Source organism: Serratia sp. CY52157 (genome assembly GCF_052168495.1).
GTDB lineage: Bacteria > Pseudomonadota > Gammaproteobacteria > Enterobacterales > Enterobacteriaceae > Serratia > Serratia ureilytica.
Window position 1 is genome coordinate 198,452 of sequence record NZ_JBJNMO010000001.1, and the last position, 18,465, is coordinate 216,916.

At 58.2% G+C, this 18,465-nt stretch carries 17 protein-coding genes and 1 tRNA gene; 8 read left to right on the top strand and 10 right to left on the bottom strand.

Going from position 1 to position 18,465, the window contains the following annotated elements; all coding sequences use genetic code 11:
- Positions 1 to 163: 163 nt before the first annotated feature.
- The 3 genes from ACJ8IP_RS00940 to ACJ8IP_RS00950 are packed head-to-tail and all read right to left on the bottom strand — an operon-like array spanning position 164 to position 4,674.
- Positions 164 to 1,531, bottom strand: a complete 1,368-nt coding sequence (locus tag ACJ8IP_RS00940) for a TolC family protein (RefSeq protein WP_164106099.1) — start codon at positions 1,529 to 1,531, stop codon at positions 164 to 166.
- 3 nt (positions 1,532 to 1,534) lie between these two features.
- Complete coding sequence (locus ACJ8IP_RS00945; RefSeq protein ID WP_442524278.1) at positions 1,535 to 3,472, bottom strand: MacB family efflux pump subunit; 1,938 nt, start codon at positions 3,470 to 3,472, stop codon at positions 1,535 to 1,537.
- Entirely contained in the window at positions 3,469 to 4,674 is a 1,206-nt protein-coding gene (locus tag ACJ8IP_RS00950; RefSeq protein ID WP_080280844.1) for an efflux RND transporter periplasmic adaptor subunit, read from the bottom strand. Before ACJ8IP_RS00950 ends, ACJ8IP_RS00945 begins: the two co-directional genes overlap by 4 nt.
- 216 nt (positions 4,675 to 4,890) lie before the next feature.
- On the opposite strand from ACJ8IP_RS00950, the gene cho reads away from it, so the two are divergent.
- The 5 genes from cho (at position 4,891) to ACJ8IP_RS00975 (ending at position 7,262) form a co-directional block, all read left to right on the top strand.
- Positions 4,891 to 5,739, top strand: coding sequence for an excinuclease Cho (gene cho / locus ACJ8IP_RS00955; RefSeq protein ID WP_072627902.1), 849 nt, complete (start codon positions 4,891 to 4,893; stop codon positions 5,737 to 5,739).
- A 112-nt stretch (positions 5,740 to 5,851) separates the two neighbouring features.
- Positions 5,852 to 5,948, top strand: a tRNA-OTHER gene (locus ACJ8IP_RS00960).
- Between the two features lie 186 nt (positions 5,949 to 6,134).
- The gene (locus tag ACJ8IP_RS00965) at positions 6,135 to 6,434 is read left to right on the top strand and encodes a sigma-S stabilization anti-adapter protein IraP (RefSeq protein WP_033642650.1); all 300 of its coding nucleotides are present in this window, start codon (positions 6,135 to 6,137) and stop codon (positions 6,432 to 6,434) included.
- Between the two features lie 123 nt (positions 6,435 to 6,557).
- Positions 6,558 to 7,061 (top strand): YlaC family protein, encoded by a 504-nt coding sequence (locus ACJ8IP_RS00970; protein WP_047026308.1) that lies wholly within the window; start codon positions 6,558 to 6,560, stop codon positions 7,059 to 7,061.
- A 69-nt stretch (positions 7,062 to 7,130) separates the two neighbouring features.
- Positions 7,131 to 7,262 carry a hypothetical protein gene (locus ACJ8IP_RS00975; protein WP_261105404.1) on the top strand — a complete coding sequence of 44 codons (132 nt, stop codon included), beginning with the start codon at positions 7,131 to 7,133 and terminating at the stop codon, positions 7,260 to 7,262.
- A 60-nt stretch (positions 7,263 to 7,322) separates the two neighbouring features.
- Here the strand turns inward: ACJ8IP_RS00975 and ACJ8IP_RS00980 are convergent, their stop codons facing one another.
- From ACJ8IP_RS00980 to mdoC, 5 genes are all read right to left on the bottom strand, one after another.
- Positions 7,323 to 7,451, bottom strand: a complete 129-nt coding sequence (locus ACJ8IP_RS00980) for a hypothetical protein (protein WP_033642652.1) — start codon at positions 7,449 to 7,451, stop codon at positions 7,323 to 7,325.
- 243 nt (positions 7,452 to 7,694) lie between these two features.
- Entirely contained in the window at positions 7,695 to 9,416 is a 1,722-nt protein-coding gene (locus ACJ8IP_RS00985) for a potassium/proton antiporter (RefSeq protein ID WP_004927894.1), read from the bottom strand.
- Positions 9,417 to 9,699: 283 nt separating this feature from the next.
- Positions 9,700 to 9,924 (bottom strand): hypothetical protein, encoded by a 225-nt coding sequence (locus tag ACJ8IP_RS00990; protein ID WP_033642653.1) that lies wholly within the window; start codon positions 9,922 to 9,924, stop codon positions 9,700 to 9,702.
- 302 nt (positions 9,925 to 10,226) lie between these two features.
- Complete coding sequence (locus ACJ8IP_RS00995) at positions 10,227 to 11,243, bottom strand: acyltransferase family protein (protein ID WP_164106098.1); 1,017 nt, start codon at positions 11,241 to 11,243, stop codon at positions 10,227 to 10,229.
- 217 nt (positions 11,244 to 11,460) lie between these two features.
- Positions 11,461 to 12,591, bottom strand: a complete 1,131-nt coding sequence (gene mdoC / locus ACJ8IP_RS01000; RefSeq protein WP_164106097.1) for a glucans biosynthesis protein MdoC — start codon at positions 12,589 to 12,591, stop codon at positions 11,461 to 11,463.
- Positions 12,592 to 12,850: 259 nt separating this feature from the next.
- On the opposite strand from mdoC, the gene mdoG reads away from it, so the two are divergent.
- The 3 genes from mdoG to ACJ8IP_RS01015 all read left to right on the top strand — a co-directional run bounded on the left by mdoG (position 12,851) and on the right by ACJ8IP_RS01015 (position 17,379).
- The gene (gene mdoG, locus ACJ8IP_RS01005) at positions 12,851 to 14,419 is read left to right on the top strand and encodes a glucans biosynthesis protein MdoG (RefSeq protein WP_169539530.1); all 1,569 of its coding nucleotides are present in this window, start codon (positions 12,851 to 12,853) and stop codon (positions 14,417 to 14,419) included.
- Positions 14,412 to 16,970 carry a glucans biosynthesis glucosyltransferase MdoH gene (gene mdoH / locus ACJ8IP_RS01010; RefSeq protein WP_442524279.1) on the top strand — a complete coding sequence of 853 codons (2,559 nt, stop codon included), beginning with the start codon at positions 14,412 to 14,414 and terminating at the stop codon, positions 16,968 to 16,970. The genes mdoG and mdoH overlap by 8 nt, the downstream gene beginning before the upstream one ends.
- A 163-nt stretch (positions 16,971 to 17,133) precedes the next feature.
- Positions 17,134 to 17,379, top strand: a complete 246-nt coding sequence (locus ACJ8IP_RS01015) for a YceK/YidQ family lipoprotein (RefSeq protein ID WP_033642658.1) — start codon at positions 17,134 to 17,136, stop codon at positions 17,377 to 17,379.
- Between the two features lie 6 nt (positions 17,380 to 17,385).
- Here the strand turns inward: ACJ8IP_RS01015 and ACJ8IP_RS01020 are convergent, their stop codons facing one another.
- Both ACJ8IP_RS01020 and ACJ8IP_RS01025 read right to left on the bottom strand, forming a co-directional pair.
- Positions 17,386 to 17,931, bottom strand: coding sequence for a GNAT family N-acetyltransferase (locus tag ACJ8IP_RS01020; RefSeq protein WP_089191502.1), 546 nt, complete (start codon positions 17,929 to 17,931; stop codon positions 17,386 to 17,388).
- Between the two features lie 33 nt (positions 17,932 to 17,964).
- Positions 17,965 to 18,342, bottom strand: coding sequence for a MysB family protein (locus ACJ8IP_RS01025; RefSeq protein WP_015377419.1), 378 nt, complete (start codon positions 18,340 to 18,342; stop codon positions 17,965 to 17,967).
- Between the last annotated feature and the right edge of the window lie 123 nt (positions 18,343 to 18,465).

Here is an 18,465-nt window from a genome sequence, read left to right on the forward strand (position 1 = left end):
TTTGCACCGATTTGGTGCGAGAATGGTCTGATAATTGTGCGATCTGGCGATTTTTCGGCTGATTGATGGTGTTTCCAGTATAGAGAATACGGGAGATAAAACAGGAAAAATTGATGTGTTCGCCGCTAAAAAAACGCCTGGCCAGGTGGCCAGGCCGGTGAGATTACGGCGCCGATGAACCGCCGAATTCGAGATAGATTTTCGCCAGATTCTGGTACTGCGCGAAGCGGTTCTCATCCACCGCCAGTTCCGCCTGACGGCGTTGTTCCTGAGCGTTCAGCCAGTCGGTAATGGTGACGGCGCCCTGTCGGTAACGCACCTCGTTCAACCGCTCCGATTTACGCGCCAACGCCAATGAGGCGCGCAACTGCGTCTCCTGCGCCAGCAGCTGCGTGCGCAGTGACAGCGCGTTGTTCACATCGCCCATCGCTTTGTACAGCGCCTGCTTGAAGGCCAGAACTTGCTGTTCATAGTCGTTGCGGGCGATCTTGATCTCCACGCCCATTTGCCGCCACTGCAGGAACGGCAGCGTCAGGCCGGCGCTGAGGCTGCCCGTCGGGTTGCGCAGGAATTCCAGCAGCGCGCTGCTGCTGGCGCCCAGTGAACCGGTCAGGCTGAACGCGGGATAGTATTGCAGACGTTTTTCATCGACGTTGGCCAGGGCGGCGCGCAACCGCAGCTCTTGAGCGCTGAGATCCGGGCGACGGCTCAGGACGCTGGCGGGAATGCCGGTGTTGATCTGCGGCATCGCCGTCGTCGGCAGGCGCGCGGGCGCGATGGTGGCCTGGCCTGATGGCGCGCCCAGCAGCACCGCCTGTTCGTTCAGCGCCTGTTGACGATCGTGTTGTAACGCCACCAGGCTGCGTTCCTGCGTCAGCAAGTTTTGTTCCGCATTCACTACGTCCAGCGCCGAGATGCTGCCGGCCTGATAACGGGCGTTGGCCAGCCGCAGCGTCGTTTTGGCATAGGCGATGCTCGCCTGGCTGACGCTGATTTGTTGATTGAGAAAACCGATGCGCCAGTAGTTGGTGGCGGCGTCGGCCAACAGCTTCAGGCGCGCCGCCTGCAGATCCTGCACGGAAGCCTGGCTGCTCCACTCGGCCGCGTCGCGCTGGCGCGCCAGCTTGCCCCACAGATCGACCTCATAGCTGGTGGTGAGCGACGCGTTGCTGGTTTTATTCCACGCGGAGGACTCGGACAGCGGGCGATTAATGCTGCTGCCTAATGAGGCGCTGACGCCGGGCGCGGTGCTGATGCCGACGCGTTCTGCCTCGAGCCGCGCGCGGTAAACGCGCAGCGCGGCGGCGGCCAGATCGTTATTGCTCGCCATCACCTGTTGCAGCCAACGATCGAGCTCGGGATCGCGGAAATCGCGCCAGTCGAACGGCGTCGGCGCGGCGTTGTCGGCAGCGTATTGCCACCCCGCAGGATAGTTGACCTGCGGCGCCCGGTAGTCGCTTTTCAGGGCATTGCCGCAGCCGGCGGTGAGCAGGGCGGCGAGGCTTAACGCCAGGGGAGATAAAATTTTCATGGGTTACTCGCTGGCCAATGAAACGACCGGATCCATCCTTGCCGCTTTGCGGGCGGGGAGATAACCGAAGATCATGCCGATTAAGGTTGAACAGAAAAACGCCGTGGCGGCGGCTTGCCAGGAATAGATGGCGGTGAACATGCCGCCCGCCAGCGAGGTGAACAGCGACCCGGCGGCGAACGACAGCGCGATGCCCAAAGCGCCGCCGATCAGACAGACCAGCACCGCCTCTATCATGAACTGTTGCATGATGTCGCTGCGCCGCGCGCCGACCGCCATGCGCACGCCGATTTCGTGGGTGCGTTCGGTCACCGAGACCAGCATGATGTTCATCACGCCCAGGCTGCCGATCACCAGCGCGATGGACGCCACCATCAGGATCAGCAGGCTGAAAGTCATTGACGTGCGTTCGATGGACTTTCGGATTTTATCGAAGTTGTACAAACGGAAATCTTTTACGCCATGGCGTTGGGTCAACAGCTGTGTGATAGCGGTGACGGCCGATTCGCTGGCGACATTGTCCTTTAGCCGAACGGTGATGCCGCTGAGCGTCGGTTTGCCTACCATGCGATACATCACCGTGCTGTAGGGCATCCAAACAGTGATGCGATTGGGCGCGTAGTTGCGATTGCTTTTCGCCACACCGATCACCCGGGCCGGCACCGAGCCGAGAAACACGATCTGGCCGAGCGGCTCGACGCCGAAATCGCCGAACAGCGCCTGGCGCGCATTGTCGTCGATGATCACTTCCTGCAGCGCATTACGATCGTCGCGGAAAGTCACGCCTTGTAACAGCTCGACGCCGTTAACGCGGAAATAGTCGCGCCCGACGCCGGTGATCGAGGCGGTGGCGGATTTGCTGCGAAAACGGATGCTGTCGGAAGCGTCTACTTCCGGGCTGACGCTGTCGACGAAGCTTTGCTGCGCCAGCGCGTCGGCATCGGCCGGCACCAGAGTGCGGATGCTGTCGATGGCGTCGTCGAAGAAATCGCGGCCCGGATAGATGCTTACCACGTTAGTGCCGAGATCTTTGAGGTTTTCCAGCGTGCGCTGTTTGGCGCCTTCGCCCAGCGCCACTACCGTGACCACGGCGGCGATGCCGAAGATGATGCCGGTCATGGTCAGCGCGGTGCGCAGACGATGAGCGTTCATCGCTTTCAGCGCCATGTGCAGCGATTCGCGGGTGCGGTCGTTCAGGCGTTGCCAGCCGCTTTGCCGGCTGCGGTTCGGCGGCGGCAACGATGGGCCGGACGCCGACTTGCGGCCGCTGTCAGCGATGATCTTGCCGTCTTGCAGTTCGATGACGCGCTGCGCATGTTGCGCCACTTTCATATCGTGGGTGACGATCACCACGGTGTGGCCGCGCTGATTCAGTTCGCTCAGGATCGCCAGCACTTCCTGGCCGGATTGGGTGTCCAGCGCGCCGGTCGGTTCGTCCGCCAGGATGATCTCACCGCCGTTGATCAGGGAGCGGGCGATGCTGACGCGCTGCTGTTGGCCGCCGGAAAGCTGGCCGGGCTTGTGGTCTTCGCGTCCCTCAAGCCCCAACCGCGCCAGCAATTGCGCCGCCCGCTGCCGACGCTGATCGCGCCGGGCGTTGGCGTAGATGGCCGGGATTTCGACGTTGCCCAGCGCGCTGAGATCGGGCATCAGGTGATAGCGCTGGAAGATAAAACCGATATGTTCGCGGCGCAGGCGGGCCAATTCGTCCGGCGACAGGTGGGCGGCGTTTTGGCCGCTGATGTAGTAATCGCCGCGATCCGGCACGTCGAGGCAGCCCATGATGTTCATCAGCGTCGATTTGCCGGAGCCGGAGGCGCCGATGATCGCCACCAGCTCGCCGGCGGCGATGGTCAGATCGATATCTTTCAACACCGTTAACGCTTGACCGCCGTTGGTGTACGTTCGGCTGATGCCTTTTAGTTCGATGATCGCGTTCACAGGAAGATGCCATCCTCAGCCGATTTGGCGGCGGGCTGCGACAGCACCACGGTTTCACCGGCTTTCAGGCCGCTGAGGATCTGAATGTCGACATTGTTGGTGATGCCGGTGGTCACTTTGCGCGTTTCCAACCGCTGGTCCTGGGTCAGCACCTGCACCTGCTGCTCTTTGCCATCGATTTTATGCACCGCCTGGATCGGCACCAGCAGGGTGTTCTTCGCGTCGCCGAGCAGTAAGGACACCTGCGCGGTCATGGCGATACGCAGGCGGTTTTCCGGGTTTGGCACGTCCAGCAGCGCGTTGTAATAGACCGAGGCGTTCGAGGTGCCGGAGCCGGAAGCGGAGCTGGTGCCGGCGAGCGAGTCGTCTTTCATCACCGATTCCGGTGCCAGCTCGATGGTGCGCAGCGTGGCGTCGTAGCGCTTATCCGGATCGGAAAAAATAGTGAAGTAAGCCTTTTGTCCCGGCGAAATGCGGGTGATGTCGGCTTCGGAGATCTGCGCCTTAATGGTCATCATATCCAGCCGCGCCAGCTTGACGATGGTCGGCGCACTTTGGCTGGAGTTGACCGTTTGTCCCTGCTGCGTGACCACGGCGATAACAATGCCGTCCATTGGCGCAACCACGCGGGTATAGCCCAGATCGATTTTTTTCTTCTCGACTTCGATCTGCGATTGCACCAACTGCGCATTGAGCGCCTGCAGATCGGCGCGAGTGGTGGCGAGCGAGGCTTCGGCGGTCTCGAAGTCTTCCCGGGAACTGGCTTCGTCGTTCAGCATGCGGCGCTGACGTTTGAAACGCGACTCCGCCTGTTTCAGCAAGGCCTGTTTGGCTAACATATTGGCTTTGACTACGTTCAGCGCCGCTTCGGCGTTGCGCAGATCGTTGCGCTGTTGCAGATCGTCGATGTCGGCGATCGGTTGCCCTTTGGTGACGCGATCGCCCAGCTTGACCTTCAGCGATTTGACTTCGCCGGAGACGCGGGCGCCGACGTTGACGCGTTCGATGGCATCCAGCCGCCCGGTGGCCAGCACGGCGTTTTCGATATCGCCCAGACGGGCCGGCGCGGTAACGTAATCCTGCTGCGGCGGACGTTGCCAAAAGATGGCCAGCGCGACAGCGACGGCGATGAAAACGATGGCGGCGATCAACGCCAGACGGCGGGAGGGGAGTTTCAGTGATGACATACCCAGGTTTTCCATAACGATAAAAGCGGCGGTTCCAGTCTGCCATCATGGCAGCGCCAGCTTGAACTGGCGCTAAACGTGAGGCGCTTTCCCGCTGGAAAGGGGATAGTAAAGGCTTTCCCGTTAAAGATCACGGTGAGTTATTATCCGCCGGGTGTGCAACCGGCTGCGTTGGGCGTTATACTGGGTAAAAAACCAGTATTCATTCATCAGCAGGATAATGCCACCGCCATGATGCCAAACCGCCTCGAGCCAGAACTCGACATTTATCAATACCCGGAGCACCTGCGCGCCTGCCTGACGCCGTTGCCTAAAGGGCCGGGCGTGTATGTGTTTCACGGTCAAAGCGAGAGCCTGCCGCTTTACATCGGTAAAAGCGTCAATATACGCAGCCGGGTGATGGCGCACTTCCGCGCGCAGGACGAGGCTAAAATGCTGCGCCAAACCCGACGCATCAGCTTTATCGAGACCGCCGGTGAGTTGGGCGCATTGCTGCTGGAGGCGCAGTTGATCAAACAACAACAGCCGCTGTTCAACAAACGTCTGCGGCGCTCGAAACAGCTGTGTGCGCTGCGCTTGCAGGCAGATGCGGTGACGATTGCTCACGCCAAAGAGATCGACTTCGCCGTCACGCCCCATCTCTACGGGCTGTTTGCCAATCGCCACGCCGCGCTGGAAAAGCTGCGCGCCATCGCCGACGAGCATCGTTTATGTTACGGCAAGCTGGGGATCGACAAGCTGCCGGCGGGGCGAGCCTGTTTCCGCTACAGCCTGCGCAAGTGCGCGGGCGCATGCTGTGGCGTGGAGTCGGCGCAGGAGCATGCGCTGCGGCTCAGCGCGGCGCTTGAGCAGCTGCGCATCGCCTGTTGGCCGTTCGCCGGGCGCGTGGCGCTGGAGGAGCAGGGCGAGACGCTGCGTCAGTACCATGTGATCCACAATTGGTTTTATCTGGGCTCGGTCGGCAATCTGGCGCAGGCGGAGCGGCTACAGAGCGCGGCTAGCCATTTCGACAGCGATGGCTACAAGATTTTGTGCAAGCCGCTTATCGCCGGCGATTACCCGATTATTGAGCTGCCGTAAGGCCATAACGCTGGCGATAACCTAAGACTTATCCGTAAAATCAGGGCATTATGCTAAAAAAGCTTGAGTCCATAATGTTGTTATGGATAATAACGCCCCGAAGCGAAGGAACGCGCTATTAACTCAGTTGGCAGAGTGATTGGTTTTATAATGGCTTGTTTTGGCTTGAAAATTGATAGACGCGGGTTCGAGTCCTGCATAGCGCGCCAGCTTTCTTTCACTTCATCTCATCGCGCTTACCGTAAAGCGCACCCGGGTTGATTTGCACTATCGGCTCCTCGTTGGGATTTTCGGGTGTGCTTTACCGTAACCGCTGGCTTTCCTTCCTCTTTCTCTCTCGATCCTTTGCTAAACTGTAATCAGGCAGGCTTGCTGCCCGGCAACAGGAGGTCGATATGTCCCACTCCGAGCAACTGCAGGAACTCTTGCAACGCGTCGCCGCCCTCGAGGCGAGAGAGAAGGCGCTGACCGCCGCGTCCAACGCTTACCAGGCGATTATCACCACCATGTTGGGCAATATGGAGAAGACTGAACGTGATCGCATCATCGCGATGATCGATCAGGCCCATGAAATTGCCTACGCCCGCGCCATTCAACGCAGCAACGAACCGCAAAAGCAGAAAATCAAACAGGCCGACGACGTAGCCCAGCGCATGTTCATGTTTGCGCAAGGCAAAGCCGCTCAACCACGCTGAAGCCGAACTATAACAGTTGCCGCCATTAAGTTGGTTAACTGATCTACCCGGCAAAACTGTACTTGTGTTACTTTTAGCGGTGAGATTTGATGGCAATGCTGTTTCCAGCATAAGGTTGTAACGATGGACGCGATTAAAAGCATCTTGGTTAAAGAGATTGAACAGATCAATCGGCGCGAAGGGCGCGACGGCAAGCCGCGCTTCAACAGCGAATTCGCCCGCACTCACCGCTATTTGTGCCTTGCCATGTTCGCCGGTTACTTCGCGGTGATCGCCGTGATGTATCAGGTGCCGTACATGGGGATGTATGCCTTCCTCGGCTTCACCGCCTTTGTGCTGTTCATGTTCGCCATGCTGCTGATAGAGATCCGGCCGGTCTACCGCTTCGAGGACATCGGGGTGCTGGACCTGCGGGTGTGCTATAACGGTGAGTGGTACTTCACCCGCGCGCTGTCGCCTTATGCGGTGCAGCAGTTGCTGGATGAGCCGTCCATCGGCGCCGCGTTGAAACAGAAGATGCGGGTGATCATCGGCAACAAGGGCGAAATCGACTTCTACGACGTGTACGACATGGCCTACGGAAAAAAGCCGCAGGATGAGCCATCGCAGCTGGCGGCGGCAAACTGAAAGGTTTCCGGCCGGCGGCTTGTCGATTATACTCAGCGTTTGAACGCGAAGCAGAATGAGGACCAAGCGATGAGTGATGATATTTTCGATTTTGATATCGATGCTGAACTGGCGAAAGCCGAAGAAAAAGCGGCGCAGAAGGTAAAAGAGATCCCTGAATTCCTCGAAGACGAAGCGGACTGCGAAGGTTGCAAGATCTGAGCGCCTGACCCATAAAAAAACCGCCGCGGCGGTTTTTTTTATCTCTGAGCGTCCTCGGTATCAGTCTAGCATGAATCCCCAGATGAGGAACGCCGCCACCAGAATCAGGCAAAGCGCGGACACCGTCACCAGTATTTTCCCCAGAATGTCTTTTTCTTGTTCCCGCTGCGTCACGTTGAAATTATCCAATTAAAAGTCTATGGACCAAACCGGCGATGCTGAGATCGAGCGCCGCTACGCCCAGCGCCATGATCATCATCACCGAAAGAAATCGAGTCTTGCCGTTCACATCCCTAATCCCCGTTGGTGCCGCTGTTAAATTGTTTTTATATCAAACGGATATAATTCAGCGACGCCGTACTTCATGCATCATGATAGTGATTAAGAACGTTCTTAAGGCCAGAAGTTCCCTCATCTGATAACGCGGCCGCGTTAGTCGGTCACGATCCTGACGCCTATCTTGCTGACCTGATTGCCCTCCATTTCGGCAATGGTCCAGGTCAGGCCGTCCCATTCCACCTGGTCGCCGATCACCGGTTCACCGCCGATCAGCTGAATGACGAACTGCCCCAGCGTCTGTTGCTCGTCGACATCGTCTTGCAGATTGAGGCCATAAACCTGCGAGATGTCGCTTAAACGGGCGTCGGATTGCAGGATAAAGTCGCCGAAGAAGCGTTCGTCGAGCGTCACGGCCGGCGCTTGGCTAAACAGTTTGCCGAGGATCGGCAGATCGTGCTCATGGCCGATAACGCACAGGATATCGTTCTCGCGCAGCCGGGTACTGCCGCTAGGGTGCAGCAGCTCTTTGCCGCGGAACAGGGCGGCGATGCGGGTATTGGGTGGCATTTTCAGCTCGCGCAGCGCGGCGCCGACGCACCAGTTTTCCGCCGAAAGCTGATACACAAACTGTTCCCACTGGTTTTCCGGGTGCACGTCCAGCCCAACGCGGGAGATCGGCGTCAGCGCCGGCGGCACGATCACCTTGGCCTTTTTGGCGGCGAACGACAGCGTGGTGCCTTGCAGCAGCAGGGAGACCAGCACCACGAAGAACGCCACGTTAAAGAACAGCTGGGCGTTGGGCAGCCCGGCCATCATCGGGAACACCGCCAGGATCACCGGTACCGCGCCGCGCAGGCCAACCCAGGAAATAAAGCCGCGTTCGCGCAGGGTAAAGCTGCGGAACGGCAGCAGGCCGATAAACACCGACAGCGGGCGTGCGAACAGGATCATCCACAGCGACAGCAGCAGGGCAGGGATGGCGATCGGCAGCAGCTCATGCGGGTTGAGCAGCAGGCCGAGCACCAGGAACATGCCGATCTGGCTGAGCCATGCCAGGCCATCGAAGGTTTGCACGATGCCGTGACGGTTGCGAATTGGACGGTTGCCCAGCAGCAGGCCGCACAGGTATACCGCCAGAATGCCGCTGCCGTCCAGCGCCGTGGTCAGCGCGAAAATAAGAATGCCACCGCTTACCGCCAGCAGCGGGTAGAGGCCGTCCGCCAGCTTGATGTGGTTAATCAGCGTCAGCAGCAGCCAGCCGCCGCCGAGACCGAAGACGATGCCCATGCCGAACTGCTGCATTAGATGCAGCGGGAAGGTCCAGCTCAGCGCGGTTTCCCCGGCGGCGATCATCGCAATCAGCGTGATGGTGAGAAATACCGCCATAGGATCGTTGCTACCGGACTCGATCTCCAGCGTGGCGCTGACGCGTTCGTTCAGCCCTTTGCCGCCCAGCAGCGAGAATACCGCGGCGGCGTCGGTAGAACCGATGATGGCGCCGATCAGCAACCCCTGCAGCAGATCGAGATTGAACAGCCAGGCGGCGGCCATGCCGGTCAGGCCGGCGGTGATCACCACGCCGACGGTGGCGAGAGACAGTGCCGGCCACAGCGCCACGCGGAACGAGCTGACCCGGGTGCGCATGCCGCCATCGAGCAGGATCACGGCCAACGCGAGGTTGCTGACCAGATAAGCGACCGGATAATTGCTGAAGACGATGCCACCGGGGCCGTCAACGCCGGCCAGCATGCCGATCGCGAGGAAGATCACCAGGATCGGAATGCCGAGCCGGGAAGAAAATGAGCTGAGCAGAATGCTTGCCCCCACCAGCACGGCACCGATGACGAACAAGCTGTTAATGGTGCTGGCATCCAAAATATCGTTCTCCTGAGGCTGGGGGATAGGGGGCACTGCGCGTGTTTCGATGATAACGTGTTTAGTGGGTAAAACGCCAAGGCTGATTGCGAAAACAATCGATCAATTATTACCCTTTGGTGCGATTAAACTAAGAAAGTGAGGGGAAGGGGTGAAGTTCTGCCTTTTATCCAACATTATCAGGCTGCTGTATTTCGGTTTTGGCAATAATGCCGGGTTTGCACGGCGGGAAAAACCATTAAGCCCGCGCAGGCAGGCTTAATGGTTTGCAGGCGCGGTAGGGTTAATGGTCGAGCGATTCCAGCGACCGTTTGATCAGCTCGGTGGCCAGTTTGCGTTCCGCTTCGGAAATGCCGTCGAGATTGAAGTTGGAGAGCTCAGCGACCAAAACGCTGCGTTCTTTACCGCTGATCGAAGCATCCAGCGCGGACAGCAACCTGCTGAGGATCTTCAACAGGGTGGCGTTTTCCGCTACGGCTTCCTGAGCCTGGGTGTTTTTATCGGTCATTCAAAATCCTCTCTGTCGTGACGGAAGGGAGAGACAGGTAACGCCATCGAATCAATCAAGCGATCGCGCAGCCCTTCGGGGGTTGAGCCCAATCACTACCGTAAGGCAGGGATCCGGATTTCTACTTATGCATTGCAGTTATAACGGCCAGGTTATCTATGCCGCCGTATCACTTTGCCTTAACGGACGACGTCAAGCTGAACAATGTGTGCTCTGTGTGGCATGGGGAAGAAGACGCAACCGGCAGGTTGCGCCATCAAGTATAGTGTCAGGAACAGCGGGCAGGGGCGGCGGAACCGCCCTCAGGAGATTTTTTCTTTTTGCAGACGACTATTGAAGCGAGGACGCTCCAACAGAAAATTGAGATGCAGGCGCTGTATCAGCAGATAAGCGATAATGGGCGCGCTCAAGCCAACCAGAGTGCCGAGGATCGCATGCGCCGGCCAATTGCTGACGTGCAGAAACTTGGTCAGTATGATGCGTAAACCGCTGGTGGCGAGGATATGCATCAGATAGATCACCATGCTCAATTCACCGAGTCGGCGCAGCCAGGAAAGCTTCGTTTTAGCCAACATAACCGATAGGGTGACGATGAAGAAGATGGCTTCAACCGCCAGTATCAGGGAGAAACTTCCTGCATCGGTATACAGCAAGCCGGAATAGCCGTGGAATCCCCATTGCAGCGCGATAAACGCGAACAGGGAAGCCAACAGCGAGCCAAAGCCCAGATTGGCGATATGAGAAGCGTAACGAACGGCCAAAGCGCCAAGCAGGAAGAAGATCAAGAACCGGGTGATGTAATCGAAATGGAAGGCTTTGGTGAGGTTATCTTGGTAGAGATACAGCCCCATGCTGATGACGATCAACACCGGCAGAAGATAACGGTATGCATCTTTGCTATACAGTAAAGTTGCTAACACAAAGACCATAAACAAGGCATACAAGAACCAAAACTGCGCGCGAGGATGCGTAAACAGCGCCAGGACATCGCCGAGGCTCGAAGGATTATTGGTGTAACGTGACAATAAGACTTCCACCAAGCCTTGCAGCAGCGACCAGATCACATAGGGGTAGACGATGGTATCGATCTTGCTGATGACGAAGCGAGTTTTGCCCTTTCTCTCCAGCGACTGCGTAAAAAACAAACCTGAAAGGAAGAAAAACAGCGGCATATGGAAGCTGTAGATAACGCTGTCTGTCAGTTGATAGAACGAGCCGGGAAGTTGAATGCCTGCGCTGTATAGACCGCGGTTGACGTGGCCGAAAACCACGAGAATGATGCCGATCCCTTTTGCATAATCGACCCATGCTTCTCTCATATGTGTACCTTGCCCAGAAAGTAACGCAACTAATTTATAAGTATCAATAGTGAGCGTAACAGGCAGTTGCCGTTTTGCAATGCGTCCCAGGGATTAGGATTAATATTAGGAAAATGCTCAGGGTGCTGCCGATGCCGCAGCGGTAATGGAAGGGACCATAACATTGATGTGGTTAATTTCTGGGCGATAATTCATCACCCAGAAATGGCGTAAGGCCTTATTGCGGCTTGCCGGAGAACAGGAAGCGCAGCACCGGGATGCGTTTGTGCAGCTCATATAAAGCGAAGGCCAGCGAGAACACAAACAGCAGGCCCAGCAAGAACCCCAACAGGTTGTTGCCGATATAAGGCGTCACGAAAGCGCCATATATCAGGGTCAAAGGATGGTGCACCAGATATATAAACAGCGAGGCGTTGACCAGATAGGTGATGCGCGGCGAGTGATAATTCAGCAGGTTATGCCCGAAAGAGAACACCACATTGGTCATCAGGATCCCCATTAGGGTTTTGATCACCACTTCCAGCTCGAACATATAGCTGCTGTGCGCCAACAGTTTCTGGTTCAGCATATATGCGATAAACAGCAGCAGCGAACCGAGCAGCGCCAGCGGCGAACGGCGCAGAAAAATCTCTTTAAGCCACACATACTTAAACGCATAGGCGCCGAGGATGAAGAACGGCAGGTAGAACATCGTCTCCATCACCACGAAATTGAACAGGCCATTGGATAATAGCTGTGGCGCGAAAATTAAAATAATACGGTGCGCGGCCGAATAGCATACCGCATAAATAAAGAAACACAGTGAGATGTTTCCTAATCCACGCATTCTGTTGATTAACACTGGAATAGGCTCGCGGGTTTGACGCTTGATTTTGCGGAACAGATAAAAGCAGGCGAAGGTTAACAATGACAGGGTCAATAAGAACCACAGATGAGACACCAATTCCCAAACTGTTACATTTATTTTCTGATAGAGAGAAAACTCGTCCCAGCCGTTTAATTTATCGGTGAAATATTTCAGCATGAAAAATTGCGGCACCGTAATTAGCGGGATGGAGCTCAACAGCGGGATCGCCACTCGCTCCAGCCTGACCTTCAGCCACTGATGGCGCTCGTAACGCTCGTAGAGCATGTAGGAGAAGTAGCCGGAAATCACGAAGAACACCTGCATGCGGAAGGCGTGGATGAAGTCGTTCAGCACCGTGAGCGAGAAGGAGGGCGACGCGCTGTTCACCGCCCAGGCGTGGCTGGAATAAATCAGAGAAAGGTGAAACGGAATGCCGAGCAGCATCAAATAGGCTCGGATCGAATCGAGGAAAAACTCGCGCTGTTTGCTGCCTTTAGTCATAGATTACCGCTGGTGATTTAATCGGGTGCTCATTAACACGCTTAATAAGTCGTCAAACGTTAAATTGTTATCCGGAACCCTACTATAGCCCCTCGCATTTTTCCATAGCGTCTTGTTGCGCGGCTTGCTACGCTGGTGCTCCATCAGCTGCTTAAACAATGAGCCGTAAACATGAACCATCCATTTATCATGTTGTCGGAAAGCTGAGTAATCCATTAATATGGATTTAAATGATTTGAGCACACGAATAGGGGGGGATGTGCTAGTTAATATATTATCCGGACAACCACGCGCCGCGAGCGTTCGTTGGTTAGGTGCTACCGTATTGTTCACGCTGTTCAGTTCGCCGGCATGGGCCTTTTCTATTGATGATGTGGCCAAGCAGGCGCAGGATCTGGCTGCGAAAGGTTTCGAAGCCCCGAAGAGCAACCTTCCTTCTCAGTTCCGCGAGATGAAGTTCGCAGACTATCAGCAGATTCAGTTCAATCACGATAAAGCCTATTGGAGCAAGCTGAAAACCCCTTTCAAGCTTGAGTTTTATCATCAGGGGATGTATTTCGATACGCCGGTGAAAATCAACGAAGTCACCTCTACCAGCGTAAAACAGATCAAGTACAGCCCGGATTACTTCAACTTCGGCTCGGTCAAACACGATCCTGAATCAGTGAAGAACCTCGGCTTTGCCGGCTTCAAGGTGCTCTACCCGATCAACAGCGCCGACAAAAACGATGAGATTATGAGCCTGCTGGGCGCGAGCTATTTCCGCGTGGTGGGTAAAGGGCAGGTTTACGGGCTTTCCGCTCGTGGCCTGGCTATCGATACCGCTTTGCCTTCCGGCGAAGAGTTCCCGCGTTTCCGCGAATTCTGGGTTGAGCGTCCGAAGCAGGGCGACAAACATCTGGTGATCTACGCGCTGCTGGATTCCCCGCGCGCCACCGGCGCTTACCGTTTCACGGTGATCCCGGGCCGTGACACCACCGTGGACGTCGAGTCCAAAGTGTTCCTGCGCGATAAGGTGGGCAAATTGGGCCTGGCGCCGCTGACCAGCATGTTCCTGTTCGGCCCGAACCAGCCGTCGCCGACGCTGAACTACCGCCCGGCGCTGCACGATTCCAACGGTCTGTCTATCCATGCCGGCAACGGCGAGTGGATCTGGCGTCCGCTGAACAATCCTAAACACCTGTCCGTCAGCACCTATACCGTTGAGAATCCGAAAGGCTTCGGTCTGCTGCAGCGCGGTCGCAACTTCAAAGAGTACGAAGATCTGGACGATCGTTACGATCTGCGCCCGAGCGCCTGGATCGAACCGAAAGGCGACTGGGGCAAAGGCAAGGTCGAGCTGGTGGAGATCCCAACGGCGGATGAAACCAACGACAACATCGTCGCGTTCTGGACGCCGGATACCTTGCCGGAAGCCAAAAAACCGCTGACGCTGAGCTACCGTCTGAACTTCACCCGCGATGAAGACAAACTGCATTCGCAAGACATCGCCTATGTGGCGCGGACCATGCGTTCGACCGGTGACGTGAAGCAGTCCAACCTGATCCGCGAGCCTGACGGCAGCGTCGCCTTCCTGGTCGATTTCGTCGGCCCGGTGCTGAAAGCGCTGGACGCCAATACGCCGGTCGCTTCTCAGATCAGCATCGGCGACAACGGTGAAATGGTAGAAAACAACGTCCGCTATAACCCAGTGACCAAAGGCTGGCGCCTGACGGTGCGTCTGAAAGTGAAAGACGACAAGAAGCCGGTAGAAATGCGCGCGGCGCTGGTCAATGGCGATAAGACACTGTCGGAAACCTGGAGCTATCAGCTACCTGCCAATGAATAAGCCTACTCAACCCGCCCAGGATTATCTTGCGGCGCTGCCTCTGACCGCCGAGCGGTCGGAGGCGCTTACCCCTAAAACGGCGGATGACGCTCAGGCTCTGGAGGCGCTCCATCGGCAGATGGGCGCCGCCGACGCCAACGTCAATAGCCTGTCGGCGGATGACGTGGCGCTGGCCTCGGTCAAACCGCGTATCGAAAGCGCCTGGCCGGATGCGGTCAGCGATGACGACTTCGATACCGACGCCGAAGGGCGCGCCATTCTGAAGGCGACGCCGCCGATCAAACGCACCACCATGTTCCCGGAAGCCTGGCGCACCAACCCGGTGGCGCGCTTCTGGGATTCTCTGCTGGGGCGGTCGCCGCACAATCGGCACGCCACCAAAGAGGAGGCCGAGGCCGAGAACCGCTGGCGTACCGTCGGCTCCATGCGCCGCTATGTGCTGCTGGTGCTGATGCTGGTGCAAACCGGCATCGCCACCTGGTATATGAAAACCATCTTGCCTTACCAGGGCTGGGCGCTGATCGATCCTATCGCCATGCTGGACCAGGATCTGATGCAGTCGGTGCTGCAGCTGCTGCCGTATGTGCTGCAAACCGGCATTCTGATCCTGTTCGCCGTGCTGTTCTGCTGGGTCTCGGCCGGTTTCTGGACCGCGCTGATGGGCTTCCTGCAGCTGCTGATCGGCAAGGACAAATACAGCATTTCCTCCACCATCAAGGGCGATGAGCCGATCAACCCGGCGCACCGCACCGCGCTGATCATGCCGATCTGCAACGAAGACGTCGAACGCGTGTTCGCCGGCCTGCGCGCGACCTATGAGTCCGTCGCCGCGACCGGTCAGCTGGAACACTTCGATATCTACGTGCTGAGCGACAGCTACGATCCGGACATCTGCGTGGCCGAGCAAAAGGCGTGGATGGAGCTGTGCCGCGATGTCGACGGCCACGGCCGCATCTTCTATCGCCGCCGCCGCCGCCGCGTCAAACGCAAGAGCGGCAACATCGACGACTTCTGCCGTCGCTGGGGCGGTGAGTACAGCTACATGGTGATCCTGGATGCTGACAGCGTGATGAGCGGCGAATGCCTCACCGGGCTGGTACGCCTGATGGAAGCCAACCCGAACGCCGGCATCATCCAGTCCGCGCCGAAGGCGTCCGGCATGGATACCCTGTACGCGCGCGTGCAGCAGTTCGCTACCCGCGTTTACGGGCCGCTGTTTACCGCCGGTCTGCATTTCTGGCAGCTGGGCGAGTCGCACTACTGGGGCCATAACGCCATCATCCGCGTGAAGCCGTTTATCGAGCACTGTGCGCTGGCGCCGCTGCCGGGCGAGGGCTCCTTCGCCGGTTCTATCTTGTCGCACGACTTCGTTGAAGCGGCGCTGATGCGCCGCGCCGGCTGGGGCGTGTGGATCGCTTACGATCTGCCGGGCAGTTACGAAGAGCTGCCGCCGAACCTGCTGGATGAGCTGAAACGCGACCGTCGCTGGTGCCACGGCAACCTGATGAACTTCCGCCTGTTCCTGGTGAAGGGCATGCACCCGGTGCACCGTGCGGTGTTCCTCACCGGCGTGATGTCCTACCTGTCGGCGCCGCTGTGGTTCATGTTCCTGGCGCTCTCCACCGCATTGCAGGTGGTGCATACCCTGATGGAGCCGCAATACTTCCTGCAGCCGCGGCAGCTGTTCCCGGTCTGGCCGCAGTGGCGGCCCGAGCTGGCGATAGCGCTGTTCTCCACCACGCTGGTGCTGCTGTTCCTGCCGAAGCTGCTCAGCATCGTGCTGATCTGGGCCAAGGGGGCGAAAGAGTATGGCGGCGCGTTCCGTTTGTTCATTTCGATGCTGATGGAAATGCTGTTCTCGGTGCTGTTGGCGCCGGTGCGCATGCTGTTCCATACCGTGTTCGTGGTGAGCGCCTTCCTCGGTTGGGAAGTGGTGTGGAATTCGCCGCAGCGTGACGACGACGACACGCCGTGGGGCGAAGCGTTCCGCCGCCATGGCTCGCAGATGTTGCTGGGCCTGGTGTGGGCCGGCGGCATGGCGTGGCTGGATCTGCGTTTCCTGTGGTGGCTGTCGCCAATCGTGTTCTCGCTGATCCTGTCGCCGTTCGTGTCGGTGCTGTCGAGCCGCGCGACGCTGGGCATGAAAAGCAAACGCGCCAAGCTGTTCCTGATCCCGGAAGAGTACAATCCGCCGCGTGAGCTGCTGGCGACGGAAGAGTACCTGCATCTCAACCGCAACCGCGCGTTGACCAACGGCTTTATGCACGCGGTGGTCAACCCGTCCTTCAACGCGTTGGCGACGGCGCTGGCGACGGCGCGTCACCACCTGCGCGCGACGCTCGATCGCAATCGCGAGGAGCGGGTAAACGAAGCGTTGCAGCTGGGGCCGGAGAAGCTGGTGAAGGGCAAGCGTCTGGAACTGCTGAGCGATCCGGTCACGCTGGCTCGTCTGCACCAGCGCGTCTGGCTGCTGCCGGAAGGCGCCGCCTGGCGTGAACACTACCAGCAGTTGCCGCACAACCCGCTGGCGCACCCAAGGGGCCGGCGTTAATCGCTTAACGGCAACGCTTAGACGGGGAATGCGCACGGCGCGTTCCCCGTTTTTTTTACCTTTTGCCTGAGCGCGCCGGTGCCGGTGAAAAAAGGGAACTGTGATAGACTGCGGCCGATGCGTTGTTCACTCGCGAAACAACCCCTTTCTCAGAGTCAATGTCGTGAAGCTCTCTTCCTACTTTCGCCTGGCCTGCGTGACGGCCGGCGTGATGGCCCTAACCGGCTGCGGCAGCATCATCAGCCGCACCGTGCCCGGCGCCGGGCACGGTCACCAGTATTATCCCGGCGTGCAGTGGGATCTGCGCGATACGCCCTGGCGCTACGTCACGGTGATAGACGTGCCGCTGTCGATGGTGGTGGACACCTTTATGCTGCCGTTCGATGCGCAGCATGGCCCCTACGAGTAACTTCGTTCAGCGGGTGGCGAACACCACCAGCTGGTAGCCTTTCTGCCCGCAATGGAAAGGTGCCAGCGCCGTCATCCCCAGCCCTTGCACGTGAGCGGCCAACGAATGCGGATTGTCGTCGTCGATAAACAGTGCGCCCACGTCGTAATCATGGCGGGTGTGCGCTTTGACTGCGGCGTAGAGGCGCTTTAATACGCCTTTGCCGCGCCAGGCCATGCTGAGGCAGACCGGGCCGTAGAGAAATACCCGCTGCTCACGCAGCGGCCGTCCGGCGAATGAGTGCGTGGCGAGCGTCGCCAGCATCGCATCCACCACCGGCGGCCGCGGCTGCGCGTCGGCGGGCATCAGGCAAACGAACCCCGCCAGTTGGCCTTCCTGTTCCGCCACCCATATGCCGATGCTGCGGTTGATCGCCGTCAGCTGCGCCTCATTCATGCGCGATACGATAAATCCCTGCCGTTTTTGGCGCTCATCGAGCGCTTCCGGCACGTTTTCCGCCTGCAGTTGCAAAATGGCGGGGTAGTCGGTGGGGCGGGCCTGGCGAATGTTCATGCTGCCTCCTTGGCGTTCAAAGCGTCGTGCGGGTTAACGTTCATCCCACTCATCGGCGGCGGCCTGGCCTTCTTCGGTATCCAACGGCGGCTCGAGCTGGAAGTCGCCTTCCTCCCATTCGTACAGGGTGTTTTCGTCTATCCACTCGGCGGTGATTTCCACCTCGTCGTAGTCACCGTCGAAGATCGCCTGCGCCGCCGCACCGCTGCGCAGCGTCAGGCATTCCACCGCCTCGCCTTCTTCTTCGAAGAACTCCGCCTGCCACATCGTGTCGCCATCCTGCATCACGTACTTTTGCAGATTGAACTGCTGCGGCACCGGCGGTTCGTCACCGCCGCCGCCTTCGGCGGTGTCGAGAAACTCTTCGCGTGCGGCCTCGATGGCTTCTTCCAGGGTTGCATACAGGCTCATGTTCGCCTCCGTTGACAATGAGAGTAAAGCGTCCGGCGTGCTGCCGGCGCGGTGGGGGAAAACGTCAAAACTAATTGTTGTCTCACTGGCGCAGGATGCAAATTTTTTTGTTGTCCGCTCTGC